This is a genomic window from Bacillus sp. FSL R9-9834 (genome assembly GCF_038006905.1).
Classification (GTDB): domain Bacteria; phylum Bacillota; class Bacilli; order Bacillales; family Bacillaceae_G; genus Bacillus_A; species Bacillus_A pacificus.
Genome location: NZ_JBBOWD010000001.1, coordinates 4,525,114 through 4,545,624, shown reverse-complemented (window position 1 = coordinate 4,545,624; position 20,511 = coordinate 4,525,114). Strand labels below are relative to the sequence as shown.

Sequence of the window (20,511 nt, the reverse complement as noted above, 5' to 3'; positions counted from 1 at the left end):
TGGGGGTCGGGTTGCCTATTAAAGTTCGATTGGTGAGGGTGATTAAAGTTTCACTTTATGTGAAGCATATTTTGTAATTGTATTTTGCTGTTGAAGGTGGTGGGAGTAGTGGAAGGAAATGATGAAAATTTAAAAATAAAAAGGTCGATACATTCTAATTTTAAGTTATCACCAGATCTTGTTGGTCCTACTTTTCCTCCAGTGCCAACTGGAATGACAGGGACGACGGGGCCGACGGGGAGTACCGGAGTAACGGGCCCGACAGGAAGTACCGGAGTAACGGGCCCGACAGGAAGTACCGGAGCAACAGGAGCAACGGGAAGCACAGGCCCAACAGGAAACACGGGAGCAACGGGAGATACGGGTCCAACCGGAAGTACCGGATCGACGGGGAACACAGGTCCAACGGGAAGTACGGGATCAACAGGGAGCACGGGTTCAACGGGAAGTACCGGAGCAACAGGAGCAACGGGAAGCACAGGAGTAACGGGAAGTACAGGACCAACCGGAAATACTGGGGCAACGGGGAGTACAGGACCAACCGGAAGTACAGGAGTAACAGGAAACACGGGAGCAACGGGAGATACGGGCCCGACAGGAAGCACAGGAGTAACGGGAAGTACAGGACCAACCGGGAACACTGGTCCGACAGGAAGTACGGGAGCAACAGGAAGTACGGGAGCGACAGGAAATACTGGTTCAACGGGAGATACGGGTCCAACCGGAAGTACCGGACCAACAGGAGACACTGGTCCAACGGGAAGTACGGGAGCAACAGGAAATACCGGGGTAACAGGAGTAACCGGAAGTACCGGAGCCACCGGAAATACGGGCCCGACCGGAAGCACAGGATCAACGGGAGTAACAGGAGCAACGGGAAGCACAGGCCCAACAGGAAGTACGGGAGCAACGGGAGTAACAGGCCCAACCGGAAATACAGGAGTAACGGGAAGTACGGGAGCGACAGGAAATACAGGGGCAACGGGGGATACGGGTCCAACCGGAAGTACCGGATCTACGGGGAACACTGGTCCAACAGGAAGTACGGGAGCAACGGGAGTAACAGGAGCAACGGGAAGCACAGGCCCAACAGGAAACACGGGATCAACGGGAGATACGGGATCAACGGGAGATACGGGTCCAACCGGAAGTACAGGAGCAACAGGAAGCACAGGAGTAACGGGAAGTACAGGACCAACGGGAAGTACCGGACCAACCGGGAACACTGGTCCGACTGGAAGCACGGGTTCAACGGGAGTAACAGGTCCAACAGGAAATACTGGAGCAACAGGAAATACCGGGGTAACAGGAGTAACCGGAAGTACCGGAGCCACCGGAAATACGGGCCCGACCGGAAGCACAGGATCAACGGGAGTAACAGGAGCAACGGGAAGCACAGGCCCAACAGGAAGTACGGGAGCAACGGGAGTAACAGGCCCAACCGGAAATACAGGAGTAACGGGAAGTACGGGAGCGACAGGAAATACAGGGGCAACGGGGGATACGGGTCCAACCGGAAGTACCGGATCTACGGGGAACACTGGTCCAACAGGAAGTACGGGAGCAACGGGAGTAACAGGAGCAACGGGAAGCACAGGCCCAACAGGAAACACGGGATCAACGGGAGATACGGGATCAACGGGAGATACGGGTCCAACCGGAAGTACAGGAGCAACAGGAAGCACAGGAGTAACGGGAAGTACAGGACCAACGGGAAGTACCGGACCAACCGGGAACACTGGTCCGACTGGAAGCACGGGTTCAACGGGAGTAACAGGTCCAACAGGAAATACTGGAGCAACAGGAGATACGGGCCCGACAGGAAGTACGGGAGCAACGGGAGTAACAGGCCCAACCGGAAATACAGGAGTAACGGGAAGTACGGGAGCGACAGGAAATACAGGGGCAACGGGAGATACGGGTCCAACCGGAAGTACTGGATCTACGGGAAGTACCGGACCAACAGGAGACACTGGTCCAACGGGAAGTACGGGAGCAACAGGAAATACCGGGGTAACAGGAGTAACCGGAAGTACCGGAGCCACCGGAAATACGGGCCCGACCGGAAGCACAGGATCAACGGGAGTAACAGGATCAACGGGAAGCACAGGCCCGACAGGAAGTACCGGAGCCACGGGAGTAACCGGAGCCACGGGAGATACGGGCCCAACGGGAAGTACAGGATCAACGGGAAATACAGGACCAACAGGAGACACTGGTCCAACGGGAAGCACGGAGTAACAGGAAGTACCGGAGTCACCGGAAATACGGGTCCAACAGGAAGCACAGGATCAACGGGAGTAACCGGAGCCACGGGAAGCACAGGCCCAACAGGAAGTACGGGAGCAACGGGAAGTACGGGAGCAACGGGAAGTACGGGAGCAACGGGAAGTACGGGAGCAACGGGAAGTACGGGAGCAACGGGAAGTACGGGAGCAACGGGAAGTACGGGAGCAACGGGAAGTACGGGAGCAACGGGAAGTACGGGAGCAACGGGAAGTACGGGAGCAACGGGAAGTACGGGAGCAACGGGAAGTACGGGAGCAACAGGAAGTACCGGAGTCACCGGAAATACGGGCCCAACAGGAAGCACAGGATCAACGGGAGTAACCGGAGCCACGGGAAGTACCGGAGCAACAGGAAATACAGGGTCAACGGGAAGCACCGGCCCGACAGGAAGTACCGGAGCCACGGGAGTAACCGGAGCCACGGGAGATACGGGCCCAACGGGAAGTACAGGATCAACGGGAAATACAGGACCAACAGGAGACACTGGTCCAACGGGAAGCACGGGAGTAACAGGAAGTACCGGAGTCACCGGAAATACGGGTCCAACAGGAAGCACAGGATCAACGGGAGTAACAGGATCAACGGGAAGCACAGGCCCAACAGGAAGTACGGGAGCAACGGGAAGTACGGGAGCAACGGGAAGTACGGGAGCAACGGGAAGTACGGGAGCAACGGGAAGTACGGGAGCAACGGGAAGTACGGGAGCAACGGGAAGTACGGGAGCAACGGGAAGTACGGGAGCAACGGGAAGTACGGGAGCAACAGGAAGTACCGGAGTCACCGGAAATACGGGCCCAACAGGAAGCACAGGATCAACGGGAGTAACCGGAGCCACGGGAAGTACCGGAGCAACAGGAAATACAGGGTCAACGGGAAGCACCGGCCCGACAGGAAGTACCGGAGCCACGGGAAGTACTGGAACGACTGGAGTTAGTACCACGGCTACGTATGCTTTTGCTAATAATACATCGGGAACAGCTATATCGGTTGTTTTAGGTGGGACGAATGTTCCTTTACCAAATAACCAAAATATTGGACCAGGAATTACTGTAAATGGTGCTAATACGGTATTTACAGTTGCAAATGCAGGCAATTACTATATTTCATATACAATTAATATAACTGCTTCGCTATTAGTAAGTTCGCAAATAATTGTTAATGGAGCTGCTTTGTCTGGAACTGTTAATTCACCAGCAGTAGCTACAACTGCGTTTAGCGCTACGGTTATTGCAAGTATTCCAGCAGGAGCGACTATAAGTTTGCAGCTATTTGGTTTAATTGCTATTGCGACATTGTCAACGACTACACCGGGGGCTGTATTGACAATTATTCGCTTAAGTTGATAAGAGGAGAGCCTTGAAACTTTTATGCTTCAAGGCTTTTTATTTGTTAGAGCAAAAACATCGCAGTTCGAAAATATATTATAATAGAATGAAAAGAGAGAAATTTGGCAGAAAGGGAGGGTGGCGATGCAGGAGATGGTTACAGATTTTTTTGGACGCCCGCTTCAAGATTTACGTATATCTGTCATTGATCGTTGCAATTTTAGATGTACATATTGTATGCCAGCGGAAGTGTTTGGGCCAGATTATGCTTTTTTGAAAGATGAGTTTTTACTGACGTTTGATGAAATTGAGCGATTGGCAAGATTATTTGTTAGTATCGGTGTACGAAAAATTAGACTTACTGGTGGCGAGCCACTACTTCGTAAAGATTTAACAAAACTTATTGCACGTCTCATGAAAATTGACGGGCTATTAGATATAGGGTTAACGACCAATGCAATTCATTTAACGAAGCAAGCAAAAGTATTAAAAGAAGCTGGATTACATAGAGTAAATGTTAGTTTGGATGCAATAGATGATGATGTATTTAAGGCTATTAATGGCCGGAATATTAATACGAAACCTGTTATAAAGGGAATTATGGCTGCAAAAGAGGCCGGGCTTGATGTAAAGGTAAATATGGTTGTGAAAAAAGGGATGAATGATCATCAAGTACTTCCGATGGCTGCGTATTTTAAAGAGCAAGGAATCTCGCTTAGGTTTATTGAGTTTATGGATGTTGGTAGTACAAATGGATGGAACTTTGATCAAGTCGTTACGAAACGAGAGTTAATTGAGATGATTCATCGCGTGTATCCGCTTGAGCCAGTTGAAGCACATTATTTTGGTGAAGTTGCGAAGCGATATCGTTACGTTGGAACAAATACTGAAGTCGGTTTTATTACTTCTGTTTCTGAGTCCTTTTGTTCCTCTTGTACAAGAGCGAGAATTTCAGCAGATGGAAAGTTTTATACTTGCTTATTTGCGACAGAGGGACTCGACCTAAGGGAACTTCTTAGAGGAAATCTTTCAGATGAGGAGTTAGTAAGCGTTATACAAGATGTATGGATGAATAGAAAAGATAGGTATTCGGATGAACGGACGGAAGAAAGTGCAAAAAATCGTCCGAAAATTGAAATGTCTTATATAGGAGGATAAGAAAGGAGGCTATCGTATGCAGGAGCGATATTCAAGGCAAATATTATTTTCTGGTGTTGGAGAAGAAGGACAGAGAAAAATTAGAGAGAAGCATGTGCTTATTATTGGTGCGGGAGCTCTTGGCGCAGCAAATGCAGAAGCGATTGTTAGAGCAGGTGTTGGAAAAATAACAATTGCGGATCGTGATTATGTAGAGTGGAGCAATTTACAAAGGCAACAATTATATACAGAAGAAGACGCAACGCAGTATAAACCGAAGGCGGTAGCAGCGGCAGAGCATTTAAAAGCGATTAATTCTGAGGTGGAAATAAATCCGGTTGTGACGGATGTAACAGTGCAAGAAATGGAAGAGCTAGTGAAGGGTGTAGATTTAATATTAGATGCGACAGATAATTTTGAAACGCGTCTTCTTATTAATGATATTTCACAAAAGTATAATATTCCGTGGATATATGGTGGTTGCGTTGGGAGCTACGGAGTAACGTATACAATTTTACCAGGAAAAACACCGTGTTTCCGCTGTTTAATGGAGCATCCGGCGAGCGGAGCAACATGTGATACGGCTGGTATTATACAGCCGGCAGTACAATTAGTAGTTGCGCATCAAATAACGGAAGCGCTGAAAATATTAGTAGAAGACTATGGGGCACTTCGCGAAACGATGTTATCGTTTGATCTCTGGAATAATCAACAGATGGCATTTAAAGTGAATAGGCAGAAAAAAGAAACGTGTTTATCTTGCGGAAGATTACGTACATATCCGAGTTTAACATTTGAAGCACAAACGAAAACAGAAGTGTTATGTGGACGAAATACAGTACAAATCCGTCCAGGTGTGCGGAATGAATTTAATTTAGAAGAAATTAAAAAGCGCTTACAAAGAAGTGTGGATGTAAAGGCTACTCCGTATTTAGTATCTTTTCTAGTAGAGGAATTTCGTTTCGTTTTATTTACAGATGGCAGAGCTTTTATTCATGGGACGAATGATATAAATGTAGCAAAACGTTTATATGCAAGATATATAGGTTGAACCTAAAGGGAAGTCCTTTAGGTTCAACAGGAAGAAGGTTAAGACTTTCTCGCATAATCTCCACTTTTTCCGCCTGTTTTTTCAAGTAAGTACGTTTCGCCAATAATCATACCTTTATCAACAGCTTTACACATATCGTACACAGTAAGAGCGGTAGCGGAAGCAGCTGTTAAAGCTTCCATCTCAACACCGGTGCTACCTTCTGTTTTAACTTTTACTTCAATCAGTAATCGATATTGTTCATCGGATTGTTTCCAATCGAAAGAAACGTCAACACCTTTTAATAATAAAGGATGGCACATTGGGATAATGTCAGAAGTGCGTTTTGCAGCCATAATACCAGCGATTTGTGCAACTGCTAATACGTCACCTTTCCCAATTTCATTATGAGAGATTTTATCGTAAATTTCTTTTGTAACGACAATGCTAGAGCACGCAATTGCTGTTCGAACGGTTGCTTTTTTGTCGCTTATATCAACCATTTTCGCGCGTCCTTGGTCATTAAAGTGTGTGAATGAAGACATGGAATTCCTCCTTGAAGTAATTTCTATTTAATATATAAAGTTTAATCGAGATAAAAAAAATTGCAAATATGGGGTGAGAAACGATGGTAGAAAAACGAATTCCGATTCAAGTTGCTGAGGCAGTAGAGAGAGTAATGGAATACGCGAAAATTGGTGAAGTAGAAGAGATTTCTATTACGGAAAGTTACGGGAGAATTCTTGGGGAGGATGTTGTCTCTGATCATGACGTTCCTCATTTTGATCGTTCTCCTTACGATGGTTTCGCAATTCGAGCGGAAGATACGAAAGAAGCAAATCAAGAGAATGCAATTGAGTTTGAAGTAATAGGAGAAATTGGAGCGGGGTCTGTTTTTCTAGATGCAGTAGGATCTTTTCAGGCGGTTCGTATTATGACAGGAGCAGCTATTCCAGCAGATTGTAATGCAGTCGTAATGCTAGAGCTGACGGAAGGTTTTGAGAAGGACGGAAAAACATATATGAAGTTAAAGCGTCCGTTTCATAGTGGTGACAATGTGTCATTTAAAGGAGAAGATATAAAGCAAAATCAAGTTCTCGTTCAGAAAGGTGTTGCAATTAATCCAGGTGTTGCGGCCTTATTAGCGACGTTTGGATATAGTACTGTGAAAGTTGTAAAACAGCCTGTTGTTGGTATTGTGACGACAGGAAGTGAATTGTTAGAAGTACATGAGTCGTTACAGCCGGGGAAAATTAGAAATAGTAACTCTTATATGATTGCTGCTCAAATTATGAAAGCCGGAGGTAAAGTTCGGTATTATGGCCAACTTGCCGACGAGTTAGATGCATGTTTTACAGCTGTTCAATCAGCGATGGATGAAGTTGATATTTTAATTACGACAGGCGGTGTGTCGGTAGGAGATTATGACTACTTGCCAGCTATTTATGAAAGATTACAAGCGAATGTACTCTTTAATAAAATAGCGATGAGACCAGGAAGTGTAACGACCGTAGCTGAAGTTGATGGAAAGTTACTTTTCGGTTTATCAGGGAATCCGTCAGCTTGTTACGTAGGATTTGAGCTATTTGTGCATCCGGTTATAAAAACATATTTGTATGCGAAAGAACCTCACGTATATAGAGCAGATGCTATTTTACAAAAGGATTTTCCAAAGCCGAATCCGTTTACTCGTTTTGTAAGAGCAAAGGTGACAATCGTGGACGGGGCATTACAAGCGATGCCGGTCGGTTTAGATAAATCGAGTGCGGTATCTTCACTTGCAGATGCGAATGCTTTTATTGTGTTACCTGGAGGAACGAGAGGCTTTGAGGCAGGGATGAAAGTTTCTGTATTATTGTTAGAGCACGCTGAGGGATGTGATTGGCCATGGGCAAAGCCCCTTCAATCTTACAAATAGTAGGGTATCAAAATAGTGGGAAAACAACACTTGTTGAGAAATTGGTGCATGCATTAGCCGAAAGTGAAATAAAAGTTGCTACCATTAAACATCACGGACACGGAGGTTTTCCAGAAGTAGCGCAAAAAGATAGTGAAAGGCACCGAAAGGCCGGTGCGATCGTAAGTAGTGTAGAAGGCGCTGGATTACTTTCCATGTCGTCATTAAGAGAAGAATGGTCTTTGCAAGAAATTATTCGCCTATATGAGTTTTTTGAAGTAGATACAATTGTAATCGAGGGCTATAAAAAAGAGAGCTATCCGAAAGTGGTGTTACTTCGTTCTGAAGAAGACGTTGAACTTTTACATAAAGTAGAAAATATAGTAGCGGTTATTACGTGGTATGATGCTCCTGCACACTTACGAGAAGAATATAAAGTATTTCATATAACAGAAGAAGATTTGTATATAGATTGGTTTGTACAAACGGTAAGGAGAAAGAAACAGTAAACAAAAACATAGACAAAAGTAGGCATATATAATAAAAAAGTACTTATGAAACAATATAAACCGAAAGAATTTTCAGAAATGCTTCTTAATGTTTCTGTTAAGACATTACGAAGGTGGGACAATCAAGGTGCTTTAACTGCTTACCGAAACCCAAAAGGAAGAAGATACTATGTTTCTATACTCTGTGAAGTGAAAGAGGTAAAACCAAATTCAATTCTCAATGCAGTAGGTATAGGAATTGATTTGGGAATTAAAGACTTCGCTGTACGTAGCGATGGAAAAACTCACAAAAATATAAATAGAACAGTACAAGTAAAAAAGATAGAAAAACGGTTAAAACGTGAACAACGCTCTTTATCACGCAAATTTGAAAATATAAGAAAGAGAGGTGAACAACCTGTTACTAATAAAAGAGCGAATATAAACAAAAATATTCTTAGGGTGCAAAAACTACATGCTAGGCTAGCAAATATTCGATTAGCGTATGTAAAGTCTATTGTAAATGATGTGGTGAAAACCAAGCCAACGTTTATTACAGTAGAAGATTTGAATGTGAAAGGTATGATGAAGAACAAACATCTATCTAAAGCTGTAGCGCAACAATGTTTTTATGCTTTTAAAACATGGTTATCAACGAAATGTAGGGAATATGGAATTGAACTACGGCAAGTGGACAGATTCTATCCATCTTCTAAAATATGTTCATGTTGCGGTCAAAAAAAGTCGGATTTAAAGCTGTCTGACCGAGTATATACATGTGATTGTGGAAATGTAATGGATAGAGATTTGAATGCGTCAATCAACCTTTTACAAGCAAAAAAATATACAATACTAACGTAAATAGATTGTATATATGTACGGTGGGCTACATCGGAATTTACGCCTGTGGAGTGTCACAGCAAACTGTAGTAGCAAGAGTGATTAGCGAGGCAGGGCACGTAGAAGCAGGAATACTCTAAGAATATACATTTGTCTATATTTTTAGTAGCAGTGCGAAATGACAAATACGTATTATGAAGTAATTGATACAGAAATCTCCATTGAAGAGGTAGCGAAGAGAGTAATTCGCCGCGAATGTGGTGCTGTTACAACATTTATTGGAACGGTTAGAGAGTTTACGAAAGGGCGTCGTACATTATACTTAGAATATGTCGCTTATAAAACGATGGCAGAAAAGATGCTAGAGAAAATCGGATTAGAAGTGAAAGAGAAATGGCCAGGTACACACGTTGCGATTACACATCGCATCGGTACACTGCAAATTTCTGATATCGCGGTTGTTGTGGCTGTTTCAACGCCGCATCGTAAAGCGGCTTATGAAGCAAATGAATATATTATGGAACGCATAAAACAAATTGTTCCGATTTGGAAAAAAGAGTTTTGGGAAGATGGAGACTCTTGGATTGGCGATCAATTAGAAAAAACGCCATATCCGGCGGGAGAGCCTGGGAAGGAGTTATAAGTATGATTCGAGTATTGTTATTTGCGAACTTGCAAGAAGAAGCAGGAAGAAGTGAATTACAAATAGAGAAAGAAAATATTACGGTTGCAGAGTTAAAAGATATTGTTGCAACTGAATATCATGTGCTAGTATCGACACCAATTATGGTTGCGATTAATGAAGAATATGCAAATGAAGATGATACGATTCAATCTGGTGATGTTGTTGCACTTATCCCACCAGTGAGCGGTGGTTAATATTGGATTTATTAAAACGACTTTCCTACATAGGGAAAGTCGTTTTTTTATGGCAGTTTTGAGAACACTAATGTATAGAACAAGGAGGGAACTATGAAAAAAATATGTGCAGTTATAACAATGCTATGTGTGGCTTTTTTCTCTTCTCCAAGTGATTCTTTCGCAAAAGAATCAAGAGAACAACTTTTAGAGAGTGCACTATCGAATAGGTACTATTCAGTTATTAGGCAAGTGACAGAAGATCAATATGAATGTGCTTCAGTTATAAATATAAAGCGTCTCGGCAAGAACGGTGAGTTCGTTCCTAGATTTGAAATTACGCTACAATTTCTTACGTTCCAAGGTGCGCATAATCCGCCGAATGATAAAGTTACACTTACTTTGGAGGATCATTTAGATCACGTAAAGATAAAGAAAGTGGAGCGGGAAAAGAATGTTTCTGGTGCTATTGCAGAAAAGGTTTGTGAACGTCAAAAAGAAAAAATAAAAGCTCACTCTACTGATTCAGAGTGATAACCTATGACATTTAGTAAAGAAAGGTAATGAGCGATGGATATATTTTTAGCGATTTTACCAGCTATATTTTGGGGAAGTATTGTGCTATTTAACGTGAAACTGGGCGGAGGGCCTTATAGCCAAACGCTCGGAACAACGTTTGGCGCACTTATTTTCTCAATTGTTGTTTATATTTTTATGAAACCAGTATTGACTCCTACTGTTATCGGAGTTGGGATTGTATCAGGTTTATTTTGGGCGCTTGGTCAGGCGAATCAATTAAAAAGTATTGATTTAATGGGCGTTTCAAGGACGATGCCCATTTCAACAGGACTTCAATTAGTTGCGACAACTTTATTTGGAGTCATCGTATTTCATGAGTGGTCCACAACAATATCAGTCGTCCTTGGTGTATTGGCTCTCGTTTGTATTATTATCGGTGTTATTTTAACATCGCTTCAAAGTGAAGAAGAAAAGAATGCAGAGCAAGCGGGGAATTTTAAAAGGGGCATTATCATTTTATTGATTTCAACAGTCGGTTATTTAGTTTACGTAGTAGTGATTAGACTGTTTAACGTAGATGGTTGGTCAGCTTTGTTGCCACAAGCAGTTGGTATGGTGTTAGGAGGGATTTTGCTTACGTTTAAACATCATCCATTTAATAAATATGCAATACGAAATATTATTCCAGGATTAATTTGGGCAGCTGGAAATATGTTTTTATTCATTTCGCAACCGCGTGTCGGAGTGGCAACAAGTTTTTCGCTATCGCAAATGGGAATTATTATTTCGACGCTTGGCGGGATTCTTATATTAGGTGAAAGAAAAACGAAACGCCAATTAACAGGGATTGTTGTCGGTATCGTTTTTATTATTGCAGCCGGAATTATGTTAGGTATAGCAAAAAGTTAAAGGAGGTATTGGAATGTATAGTGATTTAGCAGGAAAGGTTGTCGTTATTACAGGATCAGCAACTGGTCTTGGAAGAGCGATAGGAGTAAGGTTTGCTGCGGAGAAAGCAAAAGTAGTAATTAACTATCGCTCACGAGAATCAGAAGCGAATGATGTGTTAGAAGAAATTAAAAAGGTAGGCGGAGAAGCGATTGCTGTAAAAGGTGATGTAACAGTCGAATCAGATGTGGTGAATCTCATTCAATCTGCTGTAAAAGAGTTTGGTACGCTTGACGTTATGATTAATAATGCCGGGATAGAAAATGCGGTACCATCGCATGAAATGCCGCTTGAAGATTGGAATCGGGTAATTAACACAAATTTAACAGGTGCTTTTTTAGGAAGCCGAGAAGCGATTAAATATTTTGTAGAACATGATATTAAAGGGTCTGTCATTAATATGTCTAGTGTTCATGAGAAAATTCCGTGGCCCTTGTTCGTGCACTATGCAGCAAGTAAGGGCGGTATGAAACTGATGACAGAAACGTTAGCGATGGAATATGCGCCAAAAGGTATTCGAGTAAATAATATAGGACCAGGTGCAATTAATACGCCGATTAATGCAGAAAAGTTTGCTGATCCTAAAAAACGTGCTGACGTAGAAAGTATGATACCGATGGGCTATATTGGAAAACCAGAAGAAATTGCAGCGGTAGCAACGTGGCTGGCTTCCTCAGAGGCGAGTTATGTAACTGGAATTACGCTATTTGCAGATGGTGGAATGACGTTATATCCATCGTTTCAAGCTGGGCGTGGGTAATAGAAAAGGACGAAGAGATAAAACTCTTCGTCCTTTTTTTACACAAAAAAATAGCGGCCAGCTATTTTAAATTTAGTGATTAATAGTGTCTTGAAGATATTCTGTTGCTTGATGTTCAGAAACATTTTGTACGAGTGCAACTTCACTAATCATCATTTTTCGGGCGTTATCTAGCATTTGTTTTTCGCTCGCATTTAAAGCTCTCTCTTTATTGCGGCGAAGTAAATCTCGAACAACTTCTGCACTATCTTGCAGATTGCCGTTTTTCATTTTTTCCATATTCATTGTATATCTTTGTTTCCAGGAAAGTGATGTATCTGATTCCCCGTTTTGAAATTCAAGAAGTATATCATCTAACGTACCTTTATCTACGATATAACGAATACCTGATTTTTGTAATTGATCCATCGGAAGCATTACTTGCATATCTTTACTAATGATACGTATTACACAATATTGACGTGTTGTTCCTAATATTTCTTTCTCTTCAATGGCTTCGATGACTCCTGCGCCGTTCATTGGATAAACGATTTTATCACCAATTTGAAACAAATCATCCACCTCCATATGTGGTAACCATCTTTAATGATAGCATAAGTGAATGAAAATGTCAAATTTTATATAATACCATAATAATTATATTTGAGTCAATAAGTAAAAGTTCCTTTTATATATATTTTTTTGCTTTTACTTATTGATGATTTTGTTAGAAAAATAGTACAGGCGGAGAAAGGAGGCATATCCACTTATTTTTAAGCATAAAATGTAAAATCGCTAATACAATATACCTAAATCCGTTCTTTGCAAAGGAGGGAGAGAAGGTGGGGCGCACAATAAAAATTGATATTACAAATAAAGTTGTAGCTAAATTTAGGCCAGATTATTTGGAATTATATACGAGTAAATTTATGATAGGTAAGTTTTATGTCTATACTGAAGGTAAACAATATGTGTTAGAAGACGGATATATATATGAAGACGGAAAGTTTTATCGCATCATAGATACGCACCGTGGCAATAATCAAGCGGCGGAGGGCTGCGATCTAGGATGGTGTTAACATGATTCGTGTGAAAGTGTTTGATGAAAGTCACGAAAAAGACTTAGAAGACGCTGTAAATGTTTTTTTGAAAAAGATTGATGATAGTAACTTTGTAGATATTAAGTACCAAGTCGGTGTTTCTATTAATGATGACGAAAACCAAATTTATTGTTTTTCAGCAATGATCGTTTATAAAGCATAAAAAAGAGCTGGGTGAGCCAGCTCTTTTTTATGCTTTATGTTGGGACAACATGTGTCGGTAATACGTTCATAATAGATTGGGTTGTGCCTAATTGCTTTGTAGTTAAAAGAGGCTCCCCTGTCTGATGATTTTGGGCATCTTTACACATACCAAGGTGATAACGATCACCTAAAAATGGATCAATATAAAAACCGTTTTTGAATACTTTATCATTCGGATGTTTTTCATGGTGAATGTCAGAGCAGTTAATGCAATAGAACATAGCTTTCATCCCCTTTTTATTTTTGTTTGAAAAAGTGAGTCGGTAGTCATTTCGCTCCTGAGGAAATGTTGAGGAGAAGAGAAATAACTACCTACTCAAATGGTGGGCATATTCCTTCTGATTTTTCATATCTCGCGTAGTGTCCCTGAGGGAAGGAGGAGAGACGAAATACGCATGATATACGTAAGGCGCTTCTTTCAAGATGAATGATGGAGTTTCATATTGAGAAAAGTTTTTATTTTTTATTGCCTTTGTGAGTATATTATGAGGGAATGCTCAGAGGGTGTTTGTCCTGTTGAAAAAATGTTGAGAATTTCTCAACAGTAAAAAAGAGTTAGCGTTGACATGAAACTAAAAGGTGTTATATTATCGAAGTGTAACCAAAAGGTGTTATATTTGATTGCCGAATAAAGGAGAATGAAAATGAAAATGGAACAACAAAATACATTAACTGACATTAAACAAACGATCGTTTTTAACGCGTCTATTCAAAAGGTGTGGAATGTAGTATCAACTGCAGAAGGGATTGCCTCATGGTTTATGCCAAATGATTTCGTATTAGAGGTAGGACATGAATTTCATGTACAATCACCATTTGGACCATCACCATGTAAAGTATTAGAAATCGATGAGCCAAATCACCTATCTTTCTCATGGGATACAGATGGCTGGGTTGTTTCATTTCATCTGAAAGACCTAGGAGATAATAAAACAGAATTTACGTTAATTCACGGCGGCTGGAAACACCCTGATGAAATTCTTCCGAAAGCGAATGCGAAGAGCTCTATTATTCGCGACAGAATGAGCGGAGGCTGGGTAGCGATTGTAAATGAAAAACTGAAAAAGGTTGTCGAAGGCTAAGTGTCCTCATCAGCAGCGAAATATGATGTGTTTCAAGCAATTGCTGATCCAACCCGCCGAGAAGTAATACGGTTATTAAGTGATAAAGAGTTACCGATTTCCAAAATAACGGATCATTTTCCGATGAGTCGTACTGCGGTTGTAAAGCACCTTCATATTCTTTCAGAAGCGAATTTAGTAAGCGGAAGAAAAAGCGGAAGAGAGAAAATATATCGCTTGCATCCAGAACCATTAGAGGAATTACAACAGTGGCTCTCGTATTATGAACGTTTTTGGGATAATAAATTGTCCATGTTGAAACATATTGTGGAGAATGAGGAGTAAAAAGAGGATGACCGAAATGGTCATCCTCTTTTATTGCTCACTCGTTTGTATAGCGGGCTTTAATAAAAGCCAAGCGATAATTAATGTACATACTGCCAATACAAAAGTACTCATATAAATGACGTGTACACTTGATGCTAATGCGGATTGCGATTCGGTTACTACGTTTGTTGTAGTACCTCCATGTCCGCCAGATACAAGATCAAGGTTTTTAATACCACGTGCGTGAATCATCGTATTGAAGATTGTACCGAATATTGCCGCACCTAACGTTTGGCTAAATGTATTAATAAATGTGTTTAAACCAACGGCTGTTCCGCGTGTATGAGCTGGTACGGCTGCTTGAATTGTTACCATGTAAATCGGTGTCACAAGCCCCATTCCTAAGCCGAATAATCCGACTGCCACATAAATAAGGAACGATGGTGAGTTTGTTGATAATGTAAATAATAAGAATGTAGCGACTGATAAAATGCTAGCCCCAAGTAAAATGATTTGTTTCGTTTTTAATTTTCCTACTAAGTTACCAGAGAAAATAGCGCCAAATGTCCACATAACAGGGATTGGCATTAAAATAAGTCCAGCTTCTGTCGCATTTTTTCCTAATACTCCTTGGCTCCAAATTGGAAGGTACATTGTAATACTAATAATCATTGCGCCAGCAATAAGCGTTAATATATTAATCGTAGATAATGTACGGTTAGAGAAAAGTGCTAGCGGAATTAATGGTTCCGGAGATTTTTTCTCGATGAATAAGAAAATAAGGAATGAAACGACGGCGAAGATTAATAGGCCGATAATTGTTATGTCTCCCCAGTTTTGCTTACTGCTACCTGTTAATAACGCGTATAGTAGAGCAATCGTACTTAATGAGAAGACTGTTGCACCAAGATAGTCGATATGGTGTTTAGCAGGCTTAATAGATTCTTTGTAGTAAATGGCAATCATTAAGCAGGCAATAATTCCAAATGGAACGTTTAAGAAGAAAATATAACGCCAAGAAAGAGAATCAACTAAAAATCCACCTACTAACGGTCCGATAACACCAGATACACCCCAAACGGCACTCATCCAGCCTTGTGCTTTCGCGCGGTCTTTCGCTTCGCTATATAAGTCTCCAATAATCGTCATTGTGATCGGCATAACAGCACCAGCACCGATACCTTGAAGCGCGCGGAAGAAGATTAATTGTTCCATCGATGTAACGACACCGCAAAGTGCAGAACCGATTAAAAAGATTGTAGCTCCGATAAGTAAAACCTTTTTACGGCCGAATAAATCAGCGAGCTTTCCGTATATTGGAGTTGAAACCGCTGTGGCAAGCATGTAAATTGCGTAAACCCAGCTAACAAGTTCAACGCCGGATAAATCACTCGTTATACGAGGGATTGCTGTACTAACAATCGTTCCTTCTACCGCAGAAAGAAACGTCATTAGCATTAAAGACATCATGACTTTTTTTCTCATATGTTTTCCCCTTACCCTTTTTCAAATATTCAACAATATAAAATATAAAGGTACTAAGGTAAATAAAGCAACAAAAAAGCAATGGGAAGTTAAGGGGAGGGGATATTTGTCGTTTTTTGTCGGTAAGTCGATATATTTGAAAAATCGCCGATATAAGTTGCAGAATCGCTGATATATTTGAAAAATCGCCGATATAAGTAGTAGAATCGCTGATATAATTTCATGTACCTATAAAAAAGAAACAGGAATCCCTGTTTCTTTTTTTAATACTTCATTTTCGCGTTTTCTCCAGCTGTCGTTCCGGCAATTCTACCAGTAACGAGAGCAGATGTAATATTATAGCCACCAGTATAACCGTGAATATCAAGAACTTCTCCGCAGAAATATAAGCCGTTTGTGAATTTAGACGACATTTCTTTCGGATTAATTTCTTTAACGGATACACCGCCGCCAGTAACGAATGCTTTTTCAATGGACTGCGTACCATTTACATTTACAGTAAATTCTTTAAAGTCTTTCACAAGTGCACGAATTTTCTCATGAGAAACTTGTCCAGCTTGCTCGCTGCCATCAATTTCATTTTTTTCTAATAAGAATAGGAAGTAACGTTCAGGAACATAACCTTTTAACACGTTTTTAATTCCTTTTTTTGGATCTTCTTTCATTTGTTTTAGCATGCGCTGGAATAGTTGTTCACTATTTTCTTCTGGCAATGCATCGATGCTCATTTGCACTGTATTCGTTTTGAACTTCTTCAGTGCTTTTACAACGAATTGACTACAGCGAAGGGCAGCAGGACCAGATAGGCCGAAATGAGTGAAGAGCATGTCCATTTTGTGAGAAATGATAGCTTTTCCTTTCGGGTTTAATACGCTTAAGTTTACATCTCGTAAAGCGAGGCCTTGCAGTGAACGGTCTCGAATAAATGGTTCGTTTGAAAGGATTGGTACTTCTGTTGGGAATAATTCTGTAATTGTATGACCAGCTTTTTTAGCCCAAGCATATCCGTCGCCAGTAGAACCAGTCTGAGGAACAGATTTTCCGCCAACAGCGATAACGACGTGATTTGTTTCTAGCACTTCGCCAGTCTTTAGTACGACTGCTTTCGTTTGACCATTTTCATATTCAATCGTTTCAACAGGTGTATTCGTGCGGATCTTTACACCTAAATCTTTTAATCGTGTTAAAAGTGCGTCTACTACCGATTGCGCTTTATTTGAAACAGGGAACATGCGGCCATGATCCTCTTCTTTCAGTTTTACACCAAGATTTTCGAAGAATGTAATAATATCTTCATTATTAAAAATAGAAAAAGCGCTGTATAAGAAGCGGCCATTTCCTGGTATATGTTTAACGATCTCATCAAGTGGTAGACGATTCGTTACGTTACAACGGCCACCACCTGAAATCGCAAGTTTACGCCCTAGTTTATTTCCTTTATCAAGAAGTAAGACGCTTGCGCCTTCTTCTGCAGCACCGATTGCAGCCATTAGCCCAGAAGGCCCGCCGCCGATGACAATAACATCATAATGCATAATATATCGACCTCATTTTCTACATTTCCTGCCTAAAAGAATAGCATGTTTTCCCTTAAAAGAAAAATAGAGTGAAGTACTGCTTAAGGAGAGAATTGTGGTACAATACAAAAGTTAGAGTTCAGCACTATCCTGCTATTTGTGGGCCATAGGACTAAAACCTTATGAGTTAGGGGAAGTCTAATAGTTCTCGAATGCTCGAATAGTTCAATTTATTAAAGTTTCACTTTATGTAGATGTAGGAGGATTTTTGTATGTCCGATTCGAAATTTCTGCGCGGAACGCTTATCGTTACGTTAGGGACATTTTTAGTGAAGTTCTTAGGCATGATTTACGTCTTTCCGTTTCATGCATTAGTAGGGACAGAAGGCGGAACGCTCTATACATATGGATACATTCCATATACGATCTTTTTAAGTATTGCAACGGCAGGGGTGCCGCTTGCTGTTTCAAAATTCGTTTCCAAATATAATGCGCTTGGCGATTATAAAACGAGCCGGAGAATGTTCCGCTCGGGAATGGTTATGATGATAGTAACAGGAGTTCTTTCATTCCTAGTACTGTACATGACGGCGCCGTTGTTTGCAGAAGCAATGCTTGGTAAACAAAGTGTACACAGTAATATAGGAGAAGTTACGACGATTATTCGTCTTGTAAGTTTTGCGCTTATTGTTGTACCGGCAGCGAGTTTAATTCGTGGTTATTTCCAAGGTCACCAATCGATGGGACCAACTACTGTCTCGCAAATTATTGAACAAATTATTCGTATCGTCTTTTTATTAGCGGGTAGTTTTATCGTTATTAAAGTACTTGGCGGTACAGTTGCAACAGCAGTTGGGGTAGCGACATTTGCTGCATTCGTTTCAGCAGTTGGAGCGCTCGGTGTACTCATTTGGTACTGGCTAAAACGTAAAAAACATTTGGATCAATATTTAATTGAACAAACTGCACCAGAATCGACAGTGAGTACTGTTCAATTATTTAAAGAATTATTTGCATATGCGATTCCTTACGTTGTAATTGGGTTAACAATTCCTTTATATCAACAAATCGATACATTGACATTTAACTCAATTATGCAAGCGATTGGTCAAGGAGATATTGCAGAGCGAGCGCTCGGTATTTTCACAATGTGGACGCATAAATTAATTATGATTCCTGTATCACTTGCGACAGCGTTTAGTTTAACGCTCGTACCAGCGATTACAAAATCATTTACTGAAAAGCAATACCGTTATTTAAAGTTACAGATTACACAAACATTCCAGGCAAATATGTTCTTAACATTGCCAGCGGTTGTCGGTATTTCATCACTTGCCTATCCGATTTATACTGCATTTTACGATTCAGATCCATTAGGTGGACAAGTATTAATGTGGTATGCACCGGTTGCGTTGTTATTTGCTTTATTTACAGTAACAGCGGCAATTCTGCAAGGTATTAACCAACAAAAGCATGCGATTATCGCACTGATAATGGGTGTTATTTTGAAATTTGTATGTAACGTAATCTTTATTCGTTATTTCGGTACAGTAGGGGCGATTCTAGCAACAGCTGTTGGTTTCCTAGTCTCTGTTTGGTACACAAATCAACAAATTAAAAAATACGCACACTATTCATTCGGTGTTGTATATAAGAGAACATTCCAAATTGCAGTATTAACACTTGTAATGGTCGTTACTGTGAAATTATCACAATGGATTCTATCCTTCATGATTTCACCGGATGGCCGAATGGGCGCTCTTATTACGGTTGCGATTTGTGCAAGTATTGGTGGTCTTGTTTACGGATTGTTAGCAATTCGCACAGGAGTACTTGAAAGAGTATTCGGCGGAGAAGCGTTAGAGAAAATCCAACATAAACTTGGCAATAGATTCAAAATAAAGTTGAAATCAAAAGGGGCGTAATTACGTCCCCTTTTCTATGATAAATAAAGAAGGTGAAGAACGTGAGATTAGATAAATTATTAGCAAATATGGGATATGGAAGTAGAAAAGAAGTAAAGAAATTATTGAAAGACGGCGTTGTAAAAATTGATGGCATATCAGTGAAAGATGCAAAGGTTCATGTAAATGTAGAAGAACAAGAAGTTATGATTCACGGTGAAGTTGTGGAATATAAAGAGTTTGTTTACTTAATGATGCATAAACCACAAGGCGTTATTTCAGCGACAGAAGATGATAATCATGAAACGGTAATAGATTTATTAGAGTTAGAAGATGCGATTTTTAATCCGTTCCCAGTGGGAAGACTTGATATTGATACAGAAGGTTTCTTATTAATAACAAATGACGGGAAGTTATCACATCAATTGTTATCTCCGAAAAAGCATGTGCCGAAAAAATATTATGCACACGTTGCAGGCGTAGTAACAGAAGAGGATGTAAAAGAGTTTGCTAAAGGTGTTATTTTAGATGATGGCTATGAAACAAAGCCAGGTGCACTTACAATATTAAAAAGCGATGATATTTCTGAAATCGAGCTTGTCATTACAGAAGGAAAATTCCATCAAGTGAAGCGTATGTTTGAAGCGGTAGGGAAAAAAGTAGTCTACCTAAAGAGAACAGAGATGGGGCCGTTAGTGTTAGATGAAGAGCTAGAACTTGGACAATATCGAGAGCTAACAGATGAAGAAGTAGAGATGTTAAAAACATATCAAGTAGATACTGAGAAATAGTACTATTTTTAGGCGCAGAAAAGACCCCTTTCTAATGAGTTAGAAAGGGGTA

Annotated in this window: 23 protein-coding genes; 18 read left to right on the top strand and 5 right to left on the bottom strand. The window is 40.7% G+C overall.

Annotation, left to right across the window (positions count from 1 at the left end):
• Positions 1-108 precede the first annotated feature (108 nt).
• From MKY00_RS23805 to MKY00_RS23790, 4 genes are all read left to right on the top strand, one after another.
• Complete coding sequence (locus MKY00_RS23805) at positions 109-2,241, top strand: beta strand repeat-containing protein (protein WP_341035288.1); 2,133 nt, start codon at positions 109-111, stop codon at positions 2,239-2,241.
• Positions 2,184-3,632, top strand: a complete 1,449-nt coding sequence (locus MKY00_RS23800) for a BclA C-terminal domain-containing protein (RefSeq protein WP_341035456.1) — start codon at positions 2,184-2,186, stop codon at positions 3,630-3,632. The genes MKY00_RS23805 and MKY00_RS23800 overlap by 58 nt, the downstream gene beginning before the upstream one ends.
• 126 nt (positions 3,633-3,758) lie before the next feature.
• The gene (gene moaA / locus MKY00_RS23795) at positions 3,759-4,772 is read left to right on the top strand and encodes a GTP 3',8-cyclase MoaA (RefSeq protein ID WP_001157146.1); all 1,014 of its coding nucleotides are present in this window, start codon (positions 3,759-3,761) and stop codon (positions 4,770-4,772) included.
• Positions 4,773-4,788: 16 nt separating this feature from the next.
• Positions 4,789-5,802 (top strand): molybdopterin-synthase adenylyltransferase MoeB, encoded by a 1,014-nt coding sequence (locus MKY00_RS23790; protein ID WP_016718705.1) that lies wholly within the window; start codon positions 4,789-4,791, stop codon positions 5,800-5,802.
• Positions 5,803-5,840: 38 nt separating this feature from the next.
• On the opposite strand, the gene moaC is transcribed toward MKY00_RS23790, so the two are convergent.
• Positions 5,841-6,326, bottom strand: a complete 486-nt coding sequence (moaC, locus tag MKY00_RS23785; protein WP_000094140.1) for a cyclic pyranopterin monophosphate synthase MoaC — start codon at positions 6,324-6,326, stop codon at positions 5,841-5,843.
• 83 nt (positions 6,327-6,409) lie between these two features.
• Here moaC and moeA point away from each other — a divergent pair, with 83 nt between their 5' ends.
• The 8 genes from moeA to MKY00_RS23745 all read left to right on the top strand — a co-directional run bounded on the left by moeA (position 6,410) and on the right by MKY00_RS23745 (position 12,091).
• The gene (gene moeA, locus MKY00_RS23780) at positions 6,410-7,699 is read left to right on the top strand and encodes a molybdopterin molybdotransferase MoeA (protein WP_016718704.1); all 1,290 of its coding nucleotides are present in this window, start codon (positions 6,410-6,412) and stop codon (positions 7,697-7,699) included.
• Positions 7,669-8,187: a molybdopterin-guanine dinucleotide biosynthesis protein B gene (mobB, locus tag MKY00_RS23775; RefSeq protein WP_016718703.1), complete on the top strand. Its 519-nt coding sequence runs from the start codon at positions 7,669-7,671 to the stop codon at positions 8,185-8,187. Before moeA ends, mobB begins: the two co-directional genes overlap by 31 nt.
• A 45-nt stretch (positions 8,188-8,232) precedes the next feature.
• Positions 8,233-9,027 (top strand): RNA-guided endonuclease TnpB family protein, encoded by a 795-nt coding sequence (locus tag MKY00_RS23770; RefSeq protein ID WP_016718702.1) that lies wholly within the window; start codon positions 8,233-8,235, stop codon positions 9,025-9,027.
• Between the two features lie 157 nt (positions 9,028-9,184).
• On the top strand, positions 9,185-9,649 hold the full coding sequence (gene moaE, locus MKY00_RS23765; RefSeq protein ID WP_000185933.1) for a molybdopterin synthase catalytic subunit MoaE: 465 nt from the start codon (positions 9,185-9,187) through the stop codon (positions 9,647-9,649).
• Positions 9,650-9,651: 2 nt separating this feature from the next.
• On the top strand, positions 9,652-9,885 hold the full coding sequence (moaD, locus tag MKY00_RS23760) for a molybdopterin converting factor subunit 1 (RefSeq protein ID WP_016718701.1): 234 nt from the start codon (positions 9,652-9,654) through the stop codon (positions 9,883-9,885).
• A gap of 93 nt (positions 9,886-9,978) precedes the next feature.
• Complete coding sequence (locus tag MKY00_RS23755) at positions 9,979-10,398, top strand: DUF3888 domain-containing protein (protein WP_000717592.1); 420 nt, start codon at positions 9,979-9,981, stop codon at positions 10,396-10,398.
• Between the two features lie 36 nt (positions 10,399-10,434).
• A complete protein-coding gene (gene glcU, locus MKY00_RS23750) occupies positions 10,435-11,292 on the top strand; it encodes a glucose uptake protein GlcU (RefSeq protein ID WP_000350851.1) in 858 nt (285 codons plus the stop codon).
• Positions 11,293-11,305: 13 nt separating this feature from the next.
• Positions 11,306-12,091, top strand: a complete 786-nt coding sequence (locus MKY00_RS23745) for a glucose 1-dehydrogenase (protein ID WP_000286661.1) — start codon at positions 11,306-11,308, stop codon at positions 12,089-12,091.
• Between the two features lie 72 nt (positions 12,092-12,163).
• Here MKY00_RS23745 and MKY00_RS23740 read toward each other — a convergent pair whose 3' ends face one another.
• Positions 12,164-12,658, bottom strand: coding sequence for a CarD family transcriptional regulator (locus tag MKY00_RS23740; protein WP_001993652.1), 495 nt, complete (start codon positions 12,656-12,658; stop codon positions 12,164-12,166).
• Positions 12,659-12,912: 254 nt separating this feature from the next.
• Between MKY00_RS23740 and MKY00_RS23735 the strand changes: the two genes are divergently transcribed.
• Both MKY00_RS23735 and MKY00_RS23730 read left to right on the top strand, forming a co-directional pair.
• Positions 12,913-13,149: a DUF2553 family protein gene (locus MKY00_RS23735; protein ID WP_000533800.1), complete on the top strand. Its 237-nt coding sequence runs from the start codon at positions 12,913-12,915 to the stop codon at positions 13,147-13,149.
• A gap of 1 nt (position 13,150) precedes the next feature.
• Positions 13,151-13,333, top strand: a complete 183-nt coding sequence (locus tag MKY00_RS23730) for a sporulation protein Cse60 (protein ID WP_000621751.1) — start codon at positions 13,151-13,153, stop codon at positions 13,331-13,333.
• A gap of 34 nt (positions 13,334-13,367) precedes the next feature.
• Here the strand turns inward: MKY00_RS23730 and MKY00_RS23725 are convergent, their stop codons facing one another.
• Complete coding sequence (locus MKY00_RS23725) at positions 13,368-13,595, bottom strand: DUF3973 domain-containing protein (RefSeq protein WP_000498992.1); 228 nt, start codon at positions 13,593-13,595, stop codon at positions 13,368-13,370.
• A gap of 429 nt (positions 13,596-14,024) precedes the next feature.
• Between MKY00_RS23725 and MKY00_RS23720 the strand changes: the two genes are divergently transcribed.
• Both MKY00_RS23720 and MKY00_RS23715 read left to right on the top strand, forming a co-directional pair.
• Positions 14,025-14,456, top strand: a complete 432-nt coding sequence (locus MKY00_RS23720; protein ID WP_000437775.1) for an SRPBCC family protein — start codon at positions 14,025-14,027, stop codon at positions 14,454-14,456.
• Entirely contained in the window at positions 14,457-14,780 is a 324-nt protein-coding gene (locus MKY00_RS23715; protein ID WP_000098837.1) for an ArsR/SmtB family transcription factor, read from the top strand.
• Between the two features lie 30 nt (positions 14,781-14,810).
• Here MKY00_RS23715 and MKY00_RS23710 read toward each other — a convergent pair whose 3' ends face one another.
• Positions 14,811-16,247 carry an MDR family MFS transporter gene (locus MKY00_RS23710; protein WP_016718700.1) on the bottom strand — a complete coding sequence of 479 codons (1,437 nt, stop codon included), beginning with the start codon at positions 16,245-16,247 and terminating at the stop codon, positions 14,811-14,813.
• A 263-nt stretch (positions 16,248-16,510) separates the two neighbouring features.
• A complete protein-coding gene (locus MKY00_RS23705) occupies positions 16,511-17,782 on the bottom strand; it encodes a BaiN/RdsA family NAD(P)/FAD-dependent oxidoreductase (protein WP_016718699.1) in 1,272 nt (423 codons plus the stop codon).
• A 254-nt stretch (positions 17,783-18,036) separates the two neighbouring features.
• Between MKY00_RS23705 and MKY00_RS23700 the strand changes: the two genes are divergently transcribed.
• Both MKY00_RS23700 and MKY00_RS23695 read left to right on the top strand, forming a co-directional pair.
• Positions 18,037-19,689 (top strand): putative polysaccharide biosynthesis protein, encoded by a 1,653-nt coding sequence (locus MKY00_RS23700; RefSeq protein WP_016718698.1) that lies wholly within the window; start codon positions 18,037-18,039, stop codon positions 19,687-19,689.
• A 41-nt stretch (positions 19,690-19,730) separates the two neighbouring features.
• Positions 19,731-20,459, top strand: a complete 729-nt coding sequence (locus MKY00_RS23695; protein ID WP_001234935.1) for a pseudouridine synthase — start codon at positions 19,731-19,733, stop codon at positions 20,457-20,459.
• Positions 20,460-20,511 lie beyond the last annotated feature (52 nt).